Source organism: Klebsiella sp. C360 (genome assembly GCF_048822415.1).
GTDB lineage: Bacteria > Pseudomonadota > Gammaproteobacteria > Enterobacterales > Enterobacteriaceae > Klebsiella > Klebsiella quasipneumoniae.
Window position 1 is genome coordinate 113,870 of sequence record NZ_JBMEZZ010000003.1, and the last position, 15,535, is coordinate 129,404.

General features: G+C 55.4%; 18 protein-coding genes and 1 other annotated feature. Of the genes, 11 read left to right on the top strand and 7 right to left on the bottom strand.

From position 1 onward, the window contains the following. Positions 1-21: 21 nt before the first annotated feature. On the bottom strand, positions 22-318 hold the full coding sequence (locus ACOI7D_RS09405) for a YciI family protein (protein ID WP_002910042.1): 297 nt from the start codon (positions 316-318) through the stop codon (positions 22-24). 210 nt (positions 319-528) lie between these two features. Between ACOI7D_RS09405 and tonB the strand changes: the two genes are divergently transcribed. Then, entirely contained in the window at positions 529-1,275 is a 747-nt protein-coding gene (gene tonB, locus ACOI7D_RS09410; protein ID WP_032428890.1) for a TonB system transport protein TonB, read from the top strand. Between the two features lie 43 nt (positions 1,276-1,318). Here the strand turns inward: tonB and ACOI7D_RS09415 are convergent, their stop codons facing one another. The 3 genes from ACOI7D_RS09415 to pfkB all read right to left on the bottom strand — a co-directional run bounded on the left by ACOI7D_RS09415 (position 1,319) and on the right by pfkB (position 3,607). After that, the gene (locus tag ACOI7D_RS09415; protein WP_109547206.1) at positions 1,319-2,191 is read right to left on the bottom strand and encodes a fructosamine kinase family protein; all 873 of its coding nucleotides are present in this window, start codon (positions 2,189-2,191) and stop codon (positions 1,319-1,321) included. Positions 2,192-2,296: 105 nt separating this feature from the next. Next, on the bottom strand, positions 2,297-2,581 hold the full coding sequence (gene ghoS / locus ACOI7D_RS09420; RefSeq protein ID WP_023290116.1) for a type V toxin-antitoxin system endoribonuclease antitoxin GhoS: 285 nt from the start codon (positions 2,579-2,581) through the stop codon (positions 2,297-2,299). A 93-nt stretch (positions 2,582-2,674) separates the two neighbouring features. Further along, complete coding sequence (gene pfkB, locus ACOI7D_RS09425; RefSeq protein ID WP_281166476.1) at positions 2,675-3,607, bottom strand: 6-phosphofructokinase II; 933 nt, start codon at positions 3,605-3,607, stop codon at positions 2,675-2,677. A gap of 355 nt (positions 3,608-3,962) precedes the next feature. On the opposite strand from pfkB, the gene ACOI7D_RS09430 reads away from it, so the two are divergent. From ACOI7D_RS09430 to ihfA, 10 genes are all read left to right on the top strand, one after another. Further along, a complete protein-coding gene (locus ACOI7D_RS09430) occupies positions 3,963-4,721 on the top strand; it encodes a DUF481 domain-containing protein (protein ID WP_004203142.1) in 759 nt (252 codons plus the stop codon). Positions 4,722-4,990: 269 nt separating this feature from the next. Further along, positions 4,991-5,224 carry a hypothetical protein gene (locus tag ACOI7D_RS09435; RefSeq protein ID WP_023290114.1) on the top strand — a complete coding sequence of 78 codons (234 nt, stop codon included), beginning with the start codon at positions 4,991-4,993 and terminating at the stop codon, positions 5,222-5,224. Between the two features lie 431 nt (positions 5,225-5,655). Next, positions 5,656-7,584 (top strand): threonine--tRNA ligase, encoded by a 1,929-nt coding sequence (gene thrS, locus ACOI7D_RS09440; RefSeq protein WP_017900777.1) that lies wholly within the window; start codon positions 5,656-5,658, stop codon positions 7,582-7,584. Positions 7,585-7,587: 3 nt separating this feature from the next. Next, entirely contained in the window at positions 7,588-8,130 is a 543-nt protein-coding gene (gene infC / locus ACOI7D_RS09445; protein WP_004189469.1) for a translation initiation factor IF-3, read from the top strand. A 92-nt stretch (positions 8,131-8,222) separates the two neighbouring features. After that, on the top strand, positions 8,223-8,420 hold the full coding sequence (gene rpmI, locus ACOI7D_RS09450; protein ID WP_001124225.1) for a 50S ribosomal protein L35: 198 nt from the start codon (positions 8,223-8,225) through the stop codon (positions 8,418-8,420). A gap of 50 nt (positions 8,421-8,470) precedes the next feature. Further along, complete coding sequence (rplT, locus tag ACOI7D_RS09455) at positions 8,471-8,827, top strand: 50S ribosomal protein L20 (protein WP_000124850.1); 357 nt, start codon at positions 8,471-8,473, stop codon at positions 8,825-8,827. 118 nt (positions 8,828-8,945) lie between these two features. Next, positions 8,946-9,070: a sequence feature (Phe leader region), on the top strand. After that, positions 8,951-8,995: a pheST operon leader peptide PheM gene (gene pheM, locus ACOI7D_RS09460; protein ID WP_001386830.1), complete on the top strand. Its 45-nt coding sequence runs from the start codon at positions 8,951-8,953 to the stop codon at positions 8,993-8,995. It overlaps the preceding feature by 45 nt. A 63-nt stretch (positions 9,071-9,133) precedes the next feature. Beyond that, positions 9,134-10,117 (top strand): phenylalanine--tRNA ligase subunit alpha, encoded by a 984-nt coding sequence (gene pheS, locus ACOI7D_RS09465; RefSeq protein WP_002909105.1) that lies wholly within the window; start codon positions 9,134-9,136, stop codon positions 10,115-10,117. A gap of 15 nt (positions 10,118-10,132) precedes the next feature. Further along, positions 10,133-12,520, top strand: coding sequence for a phenylalanine--tRNA ligase subunit beta (gene pheT / locus ACOI7D_RS09470; protein WP_060592527.1), 2,388 nt, complete (start codon positions 10,133-10,135; stop codon positions 12,518-12,520). A gap of 4 nt (positions 12,521-12,524) precedes the next feature. Further along, a complete protein-coding gene (ihfA, locus tag ACOI7D_RS09475) occupies positions 12,525-12,824 on the top strand; it encodes an integration host factor subunit alpha (RefSeq protein WP_002909098.1) in 300 nt (99 codons plus the stop codon). 52 nt (positions 12,825-12,876) lie between these two features. On the opposite strand, the gene ACOI7D_RS09480 is transcribed toward ihfA, so the two are convergent. The 3 genes from ACOI7D_RS09480 to ACOI7D_RS09490 are packed head-to-tail and all read right to left on the bottom strand — an operon-like array spanning position 12,877 to position 15,444. Further along, positions 12,877-13,230, bottom strand: coding sequence for a RidA family protein (locus ACOI7D_RS09480; protein ID WP_072419980.1), 354 nt, complete (start codon positions 13,228-13,230; stop codon positions 12,877-12,879). Then, entirely contained in the window at positions 13,227-14,480 is a 1,254-nt protein-coding gene (locus ACOI7D_RS09485; protein WP_109547208.1) for a D-amino acid dehydrogenase, read from the bottom strand. Before ACOI7D_RS09485 ends, ACOI7D_RS09480 begins: the two co-directional genes overlap by 4 nt. Before the next feature lie 49 nt (positions 14,481-14,529). After that, a complete protein-coding gene (locus tag ACOI7D_RS09490) occupies positions 14,530-15,444 on the bottom strand; it encodes a LysR family transcriptional regulator (protein WP_050533303.1) in 915 nt (304 codons plus the stop codon). Positions 15,445-15,535 lie beyond the last annotated feature (91 nt).

Sequence of the window (15,535 nt, forward strand, 5' to 3'; positions counted from 1 at the left end):
CAGAAAAAGAAAAGGGTATTTTCAAAATACCTTCTTATATGGTTTAACAGAGACCTGGCGGTAGACGCCGGCGGCGATATACGGATCGTCATTAGCCCAGGCCTGAGCCGCTTCCAGCGATTCAAACTCAGCGATCACCGTTGAGCCGCTGAATCCGGCTGCGCCCGGTTCGTTGCTGTCAACGGCCGGCATTGGCCCGGCGGTAAGCAGCCGACCTTCATCATGTAAAAGTTGTAGACGCGCAAGATGCGCGGGGCGAACCGAGAGCCGCTTTTCCAGAGAATCGGCGATATCTTCAGCGTAGATAACGTAAAGCACGGCAAAGCTCCTTATCATTAAACAGGCGAATTACGTTAAGTTAAACGACGATGGACTGCAATGCAAAGATGCGCCCCGGCGTCGAATGCCCCGCCGCCGCGGCTTTTTTCCGCAAATGGTGGCAAAAATTGACTCAGGTTAAGACGGCTTATTGAATATGATTGCTATTTGCATTTAAAATCGGAGCATCATTTTTCAACAGAAACGACTATGAGCGCAATGACCCTTGATTTACCTCGCCGCTTCCCGTGGCCAACGCTGTTATCCGTGGCTATCCACGGTGCCGTTGTGGCGGGGCTGCTTTATACCTCGGTACATCAGGTTATTGAACAGCCTTCCCCGACGCAGCCGATAGAGATCACGATGGTGGCGCCGGCCGATCTTGAGCCGCCCCCGGCGGCGCAACCCGTCGTGCAGCCCGTTGTTGAACCTGAACCGGAGCCGGAACCTGAGGTGGTCCCGGAGCCGCCGAAAGAGGCGCCGGTGGTGATCCATAAACCAGAACCTAAGCCGAAGCCCAAACCTAAACCGAAGCCCAGGCCGGAGAAAAAGGTTGAGCAGCCGAAGCGGGACGTCAAACCGGCAGCGGAGCCGCGTCCGGCTTCACCGTTTGAAAACAACAATACGACGCCAGCGCGCACCGCGCCGAGCACCTCCACCGCAGCGGCCAAACCCACCGTCACTGCCCCGAGCGGTCCGCGGGCGATCAGCCGCGTTCAGCCGACCTATCCGGCGCGCGCTCAGGCGCTGCGCATTGAAGGAACGGTGCGGGTGAAGTTTGACGTCACGCCTGATGGCCGAATTGATAATCTGCAGATCCTCTCCGCCCAGCCGGCGAATATGTTTGAGCGTGAGGTGAAAAGCGCGATGCGCAGATGGCGTTACGAGCAGGCAAGACCGGGAACCGGCGTGACGATGACCATTAAATTCCGTCTAAACGGCGTCGAGATTAACTGATAATGCAGGGCGGCGGACCGGGGAGGTCCGCCGTAAACCTTGTCTAACGCGTTTTTTCCATCAAGACATCGTCCAGCGCCTGCTGGACCGTCACCAGGTGCTGGCCACCGAACAATATCGCCCGGTTCAGCAGGGTATAAAGCTGGTAGATCGGCTGACGCTCGAGAAAACCAGCCGGCAGCGGTGAGACGGACTGATAACCGTCATAGATCTGCGGGGGTTGTTCCGAGTGCATCGGCAGCATAGCTAAATCACATTCGCGATCGCCCCAGTAGCAGGCCGGGTCGAAAATGTAGGGGCCATCCGGCCCTAAGGCGCAGTTGCCGGACCACAGGTCCCCGTGTAGCAGCGAAGGTTGCGGCTGATGGTTGGCCAGCCGCTGCTGTACCACATCGACTAAGGTATCGATATCGCCAAAGTGCAACCCTTTCTCCGCCGCCAGCTCCAGCTGCCAGCCGATACGCTGCTCGGCGAAAAACACCGACCAGCGACGTTGCCAGGCGTTGGGCTGCGGCGTGGTGGAAAGATCGTTATCAAAATCCAGACCGAACTGCGGCTGATCGCTCCACTGATGCAGGTGGGCTAACTGCTGGCCAAGCAGGAAAGCGTTATGCGCATCCAGCGGACGGGGAGGGAGGTATTCCATGACCACGAAGCTGTAGTCGCGATCGCTGCCGACGGCAAAGACCTGCGGTACGCGAACAGTTTTGCTTCGCGACAGCAGCTCCAGCTGATCGGCCTCGGCGGTGAAGATAGGCAGGAGTTCCCGTTCGTCGCATTTCACGAAGTAATCTTTGCCGCCGAAACGCAAATGCCAGGCGGAATGGATCTCTCCGCCGGGCAGCTCGGTTTTCAGTTCGATTTCAGCGTCTTCGGTATGCCAATCGCGTAAAAGAGTACTGATTGCTTGCCACATGCTGTCTCTCCCCATGTTTTCCACCATATCATAAGGTTAGCGCATTACTACCGGGTAAACCTGGAACTGACGCACAACTGACGCTTTACGTTGCGCTAAACGCACTTATTGAGCTTTTAACCATTCAGCGAATGTGCTGACGGCGATCTCCGCAGGGCGGCCAAGGGCCGCTTCCGCCAGTCCGGCGCTAAGGGCCTTCACTTCCTCGGCTGCCTGGGCGCTCAGCAGGCCAAAGGTATTGGTGCCCAGCTCATGGGGAGTGCCCTCTTCATCATTGAGCGTCAGTACGAACCCTGCCCGGGTAAAATGGTTGCTGACCTCATTGATCTCCGTTAGCGCCTGTTCGTGGAAGTTCACGCTGACGACCCAGGCGGTAATATCATTGCTCATTTCTACACCCCGTTGTTATGCATGGCCTTTCCAGCATAGACCATCCTGCAAATATCGTGGTTCCCCTCCGCCAGCGCGGAGGGGCAGGGGAGATCAACGCCCGCAGAGATAATCGTAGATTTTTTGCGTATTGGCCTGCGAGCAGAGGCGGGTGCCCTGGTTGATGGTCGCGGCGCTACCGGCGGCAACGCCAAAGCGTACCATGTCTTCGAGGCTGGCGTTCTCCGCCAGACGTAAGGTCATGGCGCCCACCATGCTGTCGCCGGCGCCGACGGTGCTCTGGCTTTTCATTGGCGGCGGCACCACCTGAACACTGCCGCTGGCGTCAACCCCCAACGCCCCCTGCGGACCAAGGGAGACCACCACCCGGCGAACTTTACCGGACTGGATCAACGACTGAGCAGCAAGGCGGACGTCATCAGGCTGGCTCAGATCGCGCTGCACGAGGGCGCTGAGCTCTTTCTGGTTTGGCTTCACTAATTCAATATTGCCGACGTCCAGCGCGGCGGCCAGCGCGTCGCCGGAGCTGTCGATAATGCAGCGCAGGCCCTGCTGTTGCGCATGCTTAACCAGCTGCATCAGATTTTCGACGCTGATTCCTGGCGGCAGACTGCCGCTGATCACCAGCAGAGAGCCGGGATCGATAGTCAGGACTTTCTCTTCCAGGCGGAGGAATTCATCGTCTGTCAGCGCGGCGCCGGGCATCACAAAGCGATACTGTTCGCCGCTGGCGGCTACGTGAACGTGCAGGTTCTGTCGCGTCCAGTCGCGGGTTTCGACGGTCTCGACCGGCACCTGCTCATCGGCCAGCAGGGCGGCAAGGTGCTCGCCGGTGGCGCCGCCAATAGGGAAAATGGCGGTGGCTTTCCCGCCGAGAAAGGTCACGGCGCGGGCGACGTTGATCCCACCGCCGCCGGGTTCAAATACCGGCGCGCTGCAGCGGAGTTTCCCTTCCGGGTAGATCTGCGGGGTTTGGGTGGCGCTATCCAGCGAGGGGGCCAGCGTGAGCGTATAAATTTTGGTCATTCCTTCTCCTCCTTAATACGGCGTCTGTACTTTATTTAAGCATGGCACGATGATCCAGGGAGGGAAAGTGCTGTCCCTGAGAGATTTGCAAAGAAGTCTGTATTTTCATTATGAAATAAAGATTGTTTCCGGAGCTGTCTTATTCAAAAAACGAAAGAGTAAGTGATTGCTATGTTATTCGTGCTTTTTTATAATTTGCTACCTTTCTTAGGACCTGCACTCCGCGATCCTCGCGAAAGTTTCCGGGACCCACAGGTCTCTTTTATGTTGTACGGACGCTAAATTCAATGAGCCGGCAAAGTGACGCCTGTTCATCATTTGTACTGTCCTAAAAAATGTATTTTAGAGAGTTATAATGAAGCTTTTAAAGACAGTACCCGCAGCGGTCATGCTGGCGGGGGGGCTTTTTGCGTCTGTTGGCGCAATGGCCGATGATTCTGTATTTACCGTCATGGATGACCCTTCCGCTGCCAAAAAACCGTTCGAAGGAGTGGTCAACGCAGGTTACCTGGCGCAGTCCGGCAACACCAAGAACTCCTCAATGACGGCCGATTCCACCCTGACCTGGTATGGCAATACCACCGCCTGGTCGCTGTGGGGCAACGCCAGCAACACCTCGTCCAACGATGAGCGCTCCTCAGAGAAATATGCTGTCGGTGGCCGTAGCCGCTATAACCTGACCGATATGAACTACGTCTTTGGGCAGGGCAGTTGGCTAACCGACCGCTACAACGGCTACCAGCAGCGCGATGTTCTGACGGCGGGCTATGGTCGTCAAATCCTCAACGGACCAGTGCATAGCCTGCGGTTTGAATTTGGTCCTGGCGTCCGCTATGACGAATACACCGACGGGGATACCGACACTCAGCCGCTGGGTTACGCCTCCGGAACCTGGGCCTGGCAGATGACCGACAACGCCAAATTTACTCAAGGGGTATCGGTGTTTGGCGCCGAGGACACCACGGTCAACTCAGAGAGCGCGTTAAACGTGGCGATTAACGCCCACTTTGCGCTGAAAGTGGCGTACAACGTCACCTGGAACTCGGAGCCGCCTGCGTCTGCGCCGGAGCATACCGATCGCCGGACCTCGCTCTCCCTCGGGTATAAGATGTAATATTTTCAGGCCGGGTTTCCCGGCCTGATCGTTTTAGATTTAACAATAAGTGACATTATTTTTTCTGGCAATTCGTTTTAGTTTTTATAAAAAGAAACGGGCCTCCATCTTTTCTCCATTATTCTCCGTTTGCTGACAAATATTCATTCTATTTGACACGAAAAGCTAAATATTCGACGGACAAATATGTGATCTGGATCTATACTAAGAGTCACTGACCGAATGGCGACATTGTTCGGTCCGTCTTCCGTAATAAGAGAATAAACATCATGAAAAACAGCCAATTTACCATCGCAGCCCTGGCGCTGTGCGTGCTTTCCTTTGGCGCATCAGCCGCCACGCCAGTTCCGCCGTCGGGTAACCAGGACCATACGCAGGTAGGTATCGCCAAAGCAACCGACGTTGAGGCCGGTTCGAATATTGCCCCCGGTTCCCGTAGTACCGGACAATCCATGAGCGATGCCTTTAATGTGCATACGCTGGTAGCAGGCGAGTGGTCTTAATATCGCAGGCTACTGCTTCACGGGCGGACTATTAAGCCGGGTAGAGTGGTACCGGTTTAACGACCCGCGCTAAACATCACGCAGGCAATATCAAGGCGTCTCTTTTAGTTTGTCCGCATAATATCATCCGGCTTCGCTGGTGATTATTTTCGCGTCTTCCTGGCGGATATTCTGCTTTTATCCGCGCGGCTCTTGTTTTCTCCACATTCCGCCATCATTTATGCTATTACGGCTTTAATCACGTACCAATGATGTGTAAACTACTCCCCGGTGTTATCAGCAGGCGGCAGCAGGCGGGAACGATCGCTCCGGTCGTGCTCCTCTTTTCGCAGAGTGAAGCGGGAACTGCGCCTTAACCTGATGATAATGATGATTATATAGTTTTGTATGTGCTCTTTCGTGCGGGGCACCACTGCAAATAAGGACATAAAATGCCTGTAATTACGCTTCCTGATGGCAGCCAACGCCATTTTGATCACGCTGTCAGCCCGATGGACGTCGCGCTGGATATCGGCCCGGGTCTGGCGAAAGCCACCATCGCCGGGCGGGTAAACGGTGAACTGGTAGACGCTTGCGACCCGATTGAAACTGATTCCACCCTCTCTATTATCACGGCTAAAGATGAAGAAGGGCTGGAGATCATTCGTCACTCCTGCGCGCACCTGTTAGGTCATGCCATCAAGCAGCTGTGGCCCAACACCAAAATGGCTATCGGTCCGGTTGTTGATAATGGCTTCTACTATGACGTAGACCTCGACCATACCCTGACTCAGGAAGATATCGACGCGCTCGAAAAACGTATGCATGAGCTCGCCGAGAAAAACTACGATGTCATCAAGAAGAAAGTGAGCTGGCACGAAGCGCGTGAAACCTTCGTGAAGCGCGGCGAAAGCTATAAAGTTTCTATTCTTGACGAAAACATTGCCCATGATGACAAGCCTGGCCTGTATCATCATGAAGAATATATCGATATGTGCCGCGGTCCGCACGTGCCGAACATGCGCTTCTGCCATCACTTCAAGCTGATGAAAACCGCCGGTGCCTACTGGCGCGGCGACAGCAACAATAAAATGTTGCAGCGTATCTACGGCACCGCGTGGGCAGATAAAAAAGCGTTGAATGCTTATCTGCAGCGTCTGGAAGAAGCCGCCAAGCGCGACCACCGTAAAATCGGTAAGCAGCTCGACCTGTATCATATGCAGGAAGAGGCGCCTGGGATGGTGTTCTGGCACAACGACGGCTGGACTATCTTCCGTGAACTGGAAACCTTTGTCCGTTCGAAACTGAAAGAGTATCAGTACCAGGAAGTCAAAGGTCCGTTCATGATGGACCGTGTGCTGTGGGAAAAAACCGGCCATTGGGACAACTACAAAGATGCGATGTTCACCACCTCTTCTGAGAACCGTGAATACTGCATTAAGCCGATGAACTGCCCGGGCCACGTGCAGATCTTCAACCAGGGGCTGAAATCCTACCGCGATCTGCCGCTGCGTATGGCGGAGTTTGGTAGCTGCCACCGTAACGAACCATCAGGCGCGCTGCACGGTCTGATGCGCGTTCGCGGCTTTACCCAGGATGATGCGCATATCTTCTGTACTGAAGATCAGGTTCGCGATGAAGTGAACGCCTGTATTCGTATGGTTTATGATATGTACAGCACCTTTGGCTTCGAGAAGATCGTCGTCAAACTGTCGACTCGCCCGGAAAAACGTATCGGCAGCGACGAGACCTGGGATCGCGCGGAAGCGGATCTGGCGGTGGCGCTGGAAGAAAATAATATCCCATTTGAATATCAACTGGGTGAAGGGGCGTTCTACGGCCCGAAAATTGAATTTACCCTGTATGACTGTCTCGATCGTGCATGGCAGTGCGGTACGGTACAGCTGGACTTCTCTCTGCCGCAGCGTTTAAGCGCCTCCTATGTGGGCGAAAACAACGAGCGTCAGGTGCCGGTCATGATCCACCGTGCGATTCTCGGTTCTCTGGAGCGCTTCATTGGCATCCTGACCGAAGAGTTCGCTGGCTTCTTCCCAACCTGGATTGCACCAGTGCAGGTGGTGGTCATGAATATCACCGATTCTCAGGCTGAATACGTTAACGAATTGACGCGTAAACTACAAAATGCGGGCATTCGTGTAAAAGCAGACTTGAGAAATGAGAAGATTGGCTTTAAAATCCGCGAGCACACTTTACGTCGTGTCCCGTATATGTTGGTCTGTGGCGACAAAGAAGTCGAAGCCGGCAAAGTGGCCGTGCGCACCCGTCGCGGGAAAGACCTCGGCAGCATGGACGTAAATGAAGTGATCGAGAAGCTGCAACAAGAGATTCGCAGCCGCAGTCTTCAACAACTGGAGGAATAAGGTATTAAAGGCGGAAAACGAGTTCAAACGGCACGTCCGAATCGTATCAATGGCGAGATTCGCGCCCAGGAAGTTCGCTTAACAGGTCTGGAAGGTGAGCAGCTGGGTATTGTGAGTCTGAGAGAAGCTATCGAAAAGGCTGAAGAGGCTGGAGTAGATTTAGTTGAAATCAGCCCTAACGCCGAGCCGCCAGTTTGTCGTATCATGGACTACGGCAAGTTCCTTTATGAAAAGAGTAAGTCTTCTAAGGAACAGAAGAAGAAGCAGAAAGTTATCCAGGTTAAGGAAATTAAATTCCGCCCTGGTACTGATGAAGGTGACTATCAGGTAAAACTCCGCAGCCTGATTCGCTTTCTCGAAGATGGCGATAAGGCCAAAATCACGCTGCGTTTCCGCGGTCGTGAGATGGCCCACCAGCAGATCGGTATGGAAGTGCTTAACCGCGTGAAAGACGATCTGGTTGAACTGGCAGTAGTCGAATCCTTCCCAACGAAGATCGAAGGCCGCCAGATGATCATGGTGCTCGCTCCTAAGAAGAAACAGTAAGGCCATCAAGAAACATTTCCGGTGGGCTTCGGCTCACTGGTTTTGTTCGCCTTTGTTTCGTTTATTAACAATGCGAAGTGGAAGTTATTAAAATGCCAAAAATTAAGACCGTACGCGGTGCTGCTAAGCGCTTCAAAAAAACCGGTAAAGGTGGTTTTAAGCACAAGCACGCTAACCTGCGTCACATTCTGACTAAAAAAGCTACCAAGCGTAAACGTCACCTGCGTCCGAAAGCCATGGTTTCCAAAGGCGATCTGGGCCTGGTTATCGCGTGCCTGCCGTACGCATAAGTCGTTAACGTTTAACTTTTTTAACTTAGAATAGATACAGGAGAGCACACATGGCTCGCGTAAAACGTGGTGTAATTGCACGTGCACGTCACAAGAAAATTTTGAAACAAGCTAAAGGCTACTACGGTGCGCGTTCTCGCGTATACCGCGTTGCCTTCCAGGCTGTTATCAAAGCTGGTCAGTACGCTTACCGTGACCGTCGTCAACGTAAACGTCAGTTCCGTCAACTGTGGATTGCACGTATCAACGCAGCAGCACGTCAGAACGGTATTTCTTACAGCAAATTCATCAATGGCCTGAAAAAAGCCTCTGTTGAAATCGACCGTAAGATCCTGGCTGACATCGCCGTATTCGACAAAGTAGCGTTCACCGCTCTGGTCGAAAAAGCGAAAGCAGCTCTGGCATAAGCCAGTTGAAAGAGGGAGCTTGTCTCCCTCTTTTCGTTTCAACACCATCAATACATTGACTTTTATCGGCGCAGGCTTTTCAATACAGGTCTGACGTTTCTTACCAGACAAGGTAATGCAAGCATGAATGCTGCTATTTTCCGCTTCTTTTTTTACTTTAGCACCTGAACTCAGGAGGCTAGCGCGTGAAAGAAGAAACGGAAAACAGCGCCAGAAAGCCTCCCCTGTGGAGGCTTTTTTCGTATATGGATTCGGAATATTAATTTCACTATAACCGGTGTCTGCACCGACATAATGAGGAAAACCATGTCACATCTCGCAGAGCTGGTTGCCAGTGCCAAGGCAGCCATTAACGAGGCATCAGATGTTGCTGCGCTGGACAACGTCCGCGTGGAATACCTGGGTAAGAAAGGGCATCTGACCCTGCAAATGACCACCCTGCGTGAGTTGCCGCCGGAAGAGCGTCCGGCAGCCGGTGCGGTCATCAACGAAGCGAAAGAGCAGGTACAGCAGGCGCTGAACGCGCGCAAAGCCGAACTGGAAGGCGCGGCGCTGAATGCTCGTCTGGCTGCAGAGACCATCGACGTCTCGCTGCCGGGTCGCCGCATTGAGAATGGCGGTCTGCATCCGGTCACCCGCACCATCGACCGTATTGAAAGTTTCTTCGGTGAGCTCGGCTTTACCGTGGCGACGGGCCCGGAAATCGAAGATGATTACCACAACTTCGATGCGCTGAATATCCCGGGCCACCATCCGGCGCGCGCTGACCACGACACTTTCTGGTTCGATGCCACTCGCCTGCTGCGCACCCAGACCTCCGGCGTGCAGATCCGCACCATGGAAAACCAGCAACCGCCCATCCGTATTATCGCGCCGGGCCGCGTCTATCGTAACGACTACGATCAGACCCACACCCCGATGTTCCATCAGATGGAAGGTCTGATCGTTGATAAAAACATCAGCTTCACCAATCTGAAAGGAACCCTGCACGACTTCCTGAACAACTTCTTTGAAGAAGATCTGCAGGTACGCTTCCGTCCGTCCTACTTCCCGTTCACCGAGCCGTCCGCGGAAGTTGACGTGATGGGTAAAAACGGCAAATGGCTGGAAGTGCTGGGCTGCGGGATGGTGCACCCGAACGTGCTGCGCAACGTGGGTATCGATCCGGAAGTGTACTCCGGCTTCGCCTTCGGCATGGGCATGGAGCGTCTGACCATGCTGCGCTATGGCGTCACCGATCTGCGCGCGTTCTTCGAAAACGATCTGCGTTTCCTCAAACAGTTTAAATAAGGGCAGGACAGAACAATGAAATTCAGTGAACTGTGGTTACGCGAGTGGGTTAACCCGGCGATCGACAGCGAAGCGCTTTCCGATCAGATCACCATGGCGGGCCTCGAAGTGGACGGCGTGGAGCCGGTTGCCGGCAGCTTCAACGGCGTCGTTGTCGGTGAAGTAGTGGAGTGCGGTCAGCACCCGAACGCCGACAAACTGCGCGTCACCAAAGTCAACGTCGGCGGCGAACGCCTGCTGGACATCGTCTGCGGCGCGCCAAACTGTCGTCAGGGGCTGAAAGTCGCCGTGGCGACCATCGGCGCCGTGCTGCCGGGCGATTTTAAAATCAAAGCGGCAAAGCTGCGCGGCGAGCCGTCAGAGGGGATGCTGTGCTCCTTCTCCGAGCTGGGCATTTCCGATGATCATAGCGGAATTATCGAGCTGCCGGCGGATGCGCCGATCGGTACCGATATTCGCGAATATCTGAAGCTTGACGATAACACCATCGAAATCAGCGTCACCCCGAACCGCGCCGACTGCCTGGGCATCATCGGCGTCGCGCGCGATGTGGCCGTGCTGAACAAGGCGCCGCTGAACGCGCCGGAAATCACCCCGGTAGCCGCCACCATTGACGATGTGCTGCCGATTCAGGTTGACGCCCCGCAGGCGTGCCCGCGCTATCTGGGCCGCGTGGTAAAAGGCATCAACGTCAAAGCGCCGACGCCGCTGTGGATGAAAGAGAAACTGCGCCGCTGCGGGATCCGCTCCATCGACGCGGTGGTTGACGTGACCAACTATGTGCTGCTTGAGCTGGGCCAGCCGATGCACGCCTTTGACCGCGACCGTATCGAAGGCGGGATCGTGGTGCGCATGGCGAAAGAGGGTGAAACCCTGGTCCTGCTCGATGGCTCCGAAGCGAAGCTCGACAGCGATACCCTGGTCATTGCTGACCACAACAAAGCGCTGGCAATGGGCGGGATCTTCGGCGGGGAGCACTCCGGCGTTAACGACGAAACCCAGAACGTACTGCTGGAGTGTGCCTTCTTCAGCCCGCTGTCCATTACCGGCCGCGCGCGCCGTCACGGCCTGCACACCGATGCCTCTCATCGCTATGAGCGCGGCGTCGATCCGGCCCTGCAGTATAAAGCGCTGGAGCGCGCCACGCGTCTGCTGATCGACCTCTGCGGCGGCGAAGCCGGCCCGGTGATCGACGTGACCAACGAAGCGACCCTGCCACAACGCGCCACCATCACTCTGCGTCGTAGCAAACTGGATCGCCTGATTGGCCACCATATCGACGACGCGCAGGTCACTGATATTCTTCAGCGCCTCGGCTGCGAAGTGACGGTGGGCGAGGGCGAATGGCAGGCGGTGGCCCCGAGCTGGCGTTTCGACATGGAGATCGAAGAGGATCTGGTCGAGGAAGTGGCTCGCGTTTATGGCTACAACAACATTCCTGATGAGCCGGTGCAGGCGGGTCTGATCATGGGTACCCACCGTGAAGCCGACCTGTCGCTGAAGCGCGTGAAAACGCTGCTGAATGACAAAGGCTATCAGGAAGTGATCACCTACAGCTTCGTCGACCCGAAAGTCCAGCAGCTGATCCACGCCGGTGAAGAGGCGCTGATCCTGCCAAGCCCGATCTCCAGCGAAATGTCGGCGATGCGCCTGTCGCTGTGGACTGGCCTGCTGGGGACCGTGGTCTACAACCAGAACCGTCAGCAGAGCCGGGTTCGCATCTTTGAGAGCGGTCTGCGCTTTGTGCCGGACACCAATGCGCCGCTGGGCATTCGTCAGGATGTGATGCTGGCCGGGGCGATCTGCGGCAACCGCTACGAAGAGCACTGGACACTGGCGAAAGAGACGGTCGATTTCTATGATCTGAAAGGCGATCTGGAAGCCGTTCTGGATTTAACCGGAAAATTAGCGGATATCGAATTCCGTGCTGAAGCGACCACCGCGCTGCATCCGGGGCAATCCGCAGCGATTTATCTTAAAGGTGAACGCATTGGTTTCATTGGGGTTGTTCATCCTGAGCTGGAACGTAAACTGGATCTGAACGGTCGCACTCTGGTGTTTGAACTGGAGTGGAACAAGCTCGCAGACCGCGTGGTGCCTCAGGCGCGCGACATTTCCCGCTTCCCGGCGAACCGTCGCGACATCGCGGTGCTGGTCGCGGAAAACGTGGCTGCCGCCGATGTTTTAGCCGAATGTAAGAAAGTTGGCGTAAATCAGGTAGTTGGCGTAAACTTATTTGACGTGTACCGTGGTAAAGGTGTGGCGGAAGGGTATAAGAGCCTTGCGATTAGCCTGATCCTGCAGGATACCAGCCGTACACTCGAAGAAGAGGAGATTGCCGCTACCGTTGCCAGATGTGTAGAGGCATTAAAAGAGCGATTCCAGGCATCATTGAGGGATTGAACCTATGGCGCTTACAAAAGCTGAAATGTCAGAATATCTGTTTGATAAGCTTGGGCTTAGCAAGCGGGATGCCAAAGAACTGGTCGAGTTGTTTTTCGAAGAGATCCGTCGTGCTCTGGAAAACGGAGAACAGGTCAAACTCTCCGGGTTCGGCAACTTCGATTTGCGGGATAAAAACCAACGCCCGGGACGTAACCCGAAGACGGGGGAGGATATTCCCATTACAGCCCGGCGCGTGGTGACCTTCAGACCCGGTCAGAAGCTGAAAAGCCGTGTCGAAAATGCGTCGCCTAAAGACAAATAATCTGAACTAATTAAAAAGGCCGCATTGCGGCCTTTTTCTTTTCTGTCGAATCTTACGCTTTAACGGCGGTGAGCATGATCTCCACCAGGATTTCTGGTCGCGCCATCTCCGCCTGCACGGCCGCGCGCGCCGGGCTATGGCCTTCCGGCATCCACTCCACCCACGCCTCATTGAACGCGGCAAAGTCACGCTCGATATTTTTCAGCCAGATCTGCGCGGAGAGAATGTGCCGCTTATCGCTCCCGGCCGCCGCCAGCAGGGCGTCGATTTTCTCCAGCACTTCGCGGGTCTGCAAGGCGATGTCCTCCTCGTTGCTTTTCGGCGTCTGTCCGGAGAGGAACAGCAGATTGCCATACGCAACGCTGGCGGAAAGACGAGGTTGAGGATGATTGCGAATGATTGTCATGCGGTTTGTTTCCATGTGAGACCTTCTAAAGAAATGTCTGGCATCTGATTGTCGATTAACGCGCCCAGCACCACCGCGCTGCCGGCGGCGAGGGTAAAACCGAGGCTGCCCTGGCCGAGATTCATCCACAGGTTGGGGTAGCCGGCGCGTCCCAGTAGCGGTGGCCCGGCTGGCGTTGAGGGGCGCATGCCGGTCCAGGCTTCGGCCTGGTCCAACCCCTCGAGTTCGGGAAAGCTGCGGGAGACGATTTTTTTCAGCGCCTGAATGCGGCTCTCGCGCAGTGTGTCGCCGTCGTAGCCGATGTCCACCATCGCCGCGATGCGCAGCTGCTGGCCCAGGCGGGCATAAACGATTTTGTGCCCGTAATCGGTGACGCTGATGTCCGGCGCAATGCCCGCCTGCTGCGGATAGGGAAGGGTCAGGCTGTACCCCTTCAGGGCGCAGAGCGGCACGCGAACGCCCATGTGCCCCAGCAGCGGACCGCTGCCGTTGCCGGCGGCGACGACGTACTCATCGCCGGTGATGGTCCCGCGGCTGGTCTCTAGGGCGCTGACGCGTCCGCCGCGCCTGGCGAGCCGCTGCACCTCACAGTGGGTCAGCAGGCTGAAGCGGCTGCTGGCGGTGAGCTTGTCGATCAGCGCAAGGCAAAATTGATGGCAATCCGCCGTTTCATCCCCCGGCGAATAAATTCCGCCCTGCAGCGAAGGGCTGATATGTTTTAGCGCCGGTTCCAGCTGCAGGCAGGCTTCAGCATTCAGCGCCTGCTGATACTGAGGATCTATCCCTTTTGCCGCTTTAGTAAAATCATATTCCCGGCGGTGGATAATTAATTTTCCGCTGCGCCGCCAGTGAAAATCGGCAAGATTATCCTCTTCCCGCCACGACTGCATGACCTGCCGGCTGAGCAGCGACAGACGCAATATATGAGCGCCGTTTATTTTATTGGTCTGGCTATTACAGGCGCGCAGGAACTGCAGCAGCCAGCGCCACTGCTGTAAAGAGATATTGAGACGCATATTGAGCGGCGAATCGGCTTTGCCCATCCATTTTATCCCCTGCAGGGGAACGCCGCTGTCGGCAAGGGGGGCGACGTAGCGGTAACTTAATTGTCCGCCGTTGGCAAAACTGGTGGCGCTGGCCGGTTCGCCGTTGCGCTCCAGTAATTGCACCTGATGGCCGCGCTTGATCAGTTCCCAGGCCGTGGCCAGACCGACCACGCCGCTGCCGATAATGACAATGCGTTTGTTCATAACCCGATATATCCACCGCTGTTCAATTTATCGGGTTATGTCAAAGCATTTACCCTGGCGGCGCAATTGACTTTTTATGGTCAGGGTATAACCGCAGGTTAATCTCCTTGAGCTGCTGGCGCAGGCGCTGGCAGAGAAAATCGACGAATTTTTGCGCCATCGGGCTCAGGGAAACGTCGGCCCGACGCAGCAGGCAGAGGTTAATGGCCATCGGCGGCGTAATGGGATGGATCATCTCGGGCGCCAGGTTGTGCTGGGCGGAAAAGATATCGGTAATGCTGCAGCCCATGCCGCGCTTCACGAACTCGGTGGCCATGTAGTAGGTCTGGACATTCAGCCGGGTTGTGGAAAAGTCGCGACGGGTGGCGATGGCGGCGGAGAGCGAGTGCGGCCCCGGCGAGATCCAGCGCTGCTGGTCGATCTGGCTGATATCCACCGCTCCCTGACGATAATGACGGTCGATATAGACCAGCGGCACTTCGGCAATCAGGGTGGTAAGGATCTCTCCCTGCTGCACCGGCTGCAGCGTCAGCGCTAAGTCTATCTCGCGTAAATCCAGTTTTCTGACCAGCGTTTCGGTGTGATCGGTGGTGAGCGTCATCACCAGGTTGCTGTTTTGCTGATAAAAATCGGTCACCAGCTCCGGCACCAGGCTTAACCCCAGGCTCGGCAGACAGCCTAAGGTGATTTTGGCGCGCGGATCGCGGGCCAGGTTATCGGCCAGCAGGCGCAGGTTATCAAGGTCCTGATAAATAGTCTGCGCTTTTTCGAAAAGTGTGATCGCCTCGCTGGTCGGCAGCAGCTTGCCGCGCACCCGCTGAAACAGGGTAAAGCCCAGCTTCAGTTCGGCGCTTTTTAACGCTTTGCTGGCCGCTGGCTGGGAGATATTGAGCGATTCCGCCGCCCGTGACAGAGAGCCGCAGGTCATGACGGCATAGAAGATTTCCAGATGACGCAGTTTCATGAACAGTTAACTCAGGGTTATAGCCTACCGATAAAAAGTCATTTTCTACTAACACTAAGTTAACATAAATTTAATCACCAATCAGCGCATT

Coding starts and splice junctions, on each gene's coding strand:
- ACOI7D_RS09435 (WP_023290114.1), top strand. CDS start 4,991: ATGAAAAACAGCCAATTTACCATCGCAGCCCTGGCGCTGTGCGTGCTT.
- ACOI7D_RS09485 (WP_109547208.1), bottom strand. CDS start 14,480: ATGAACAAACGCATTGTCATTATCGGCAGCGGCGTGGTCGGTCTGGCC.
- ACOI7D_RS09415 (WP_109547206.1), bottom strand. CDS start 2,191: ATGTGGCAAGCAATCAGTACTCTTTTACGCGATTGGCATACCGAAGAC.
- tonB (WP_032428890.1), top strand. CDS start 529: ATGAGCGCAATGACCCTTGATTTACCTCGCCGCTTCCCGTGGCCAACG.
- ihfA (WP_002909098.1), top strand. CDS start 12,525: ATGGCGCTTACAAAAGCTGAAATGTCAGAATATCTGTTTGATAAGCTT.
- pheT (WP_060592527.1), top strand. CDS start 10,133: ATGAAATTCAGTGAACTGTGGTTACGCGAGTGGGTTAACCCGGCGATC.
- rpmI (WP_001124225.1), top strand. CDS start 8,223: ATGCCAAAAATTAAGACCGTACGCGGTGCTGCTAAGCGCTTCAAAAAA.
- pfkB (WP_281166476.1), bottom strand. CDS start 3,607: ATGACCAAAATTTATACGCTCACGCTGGCCCCCTCGCTGGATAGCGCC.
- ACOI7D_RS09490 (WP_050533303.1), bottom strand. CDS start 15,444: ATGAAACTGCGTCATCTGGAAATCTTCTATGCCGTCATGACCTGCGGC.
- ACOI7D_RS09430 (WP_004203142.1), top strand. CDS start 3,963: ATGAAGCTTTTAAAGACAGTACCCGCAGCGGTCATGCTGGCGGGGGGG.
- thrS (WP_017900777.1), top strand. CDS start 5,656: ATGCCTGTAATTACGCTTCCTGATGGCAGCCAACGCCATTTTGATCAC.
- ghoS (WP_023290116.1), bottom strand. CDS start 2,581: ATGAGCAATGATATTACCGCCTGGGTCGTCAGCGTGAACTTCCACGAA.
- pheS (WP_002909105.1), top strand. CDS start 9,134: ATGTCACATCTCGCAGAGCTGGTTGCCAGTGCCAAGGCAGCCATTAAC.
- rplT (WP_000124850.1), top strand. CDS start 8,471: ATGGCTCGCGTAAAACGTGGTGTAATTGCACGTGCACGTCACAAGAAA.
- ACOI7D_RS09480 (WP_072419980.1), bottom strand. CDS start 13,230: ATGACAATCATTCGCAATCATCCTCAACCTCGTCTTTCCGCCAGCGTT.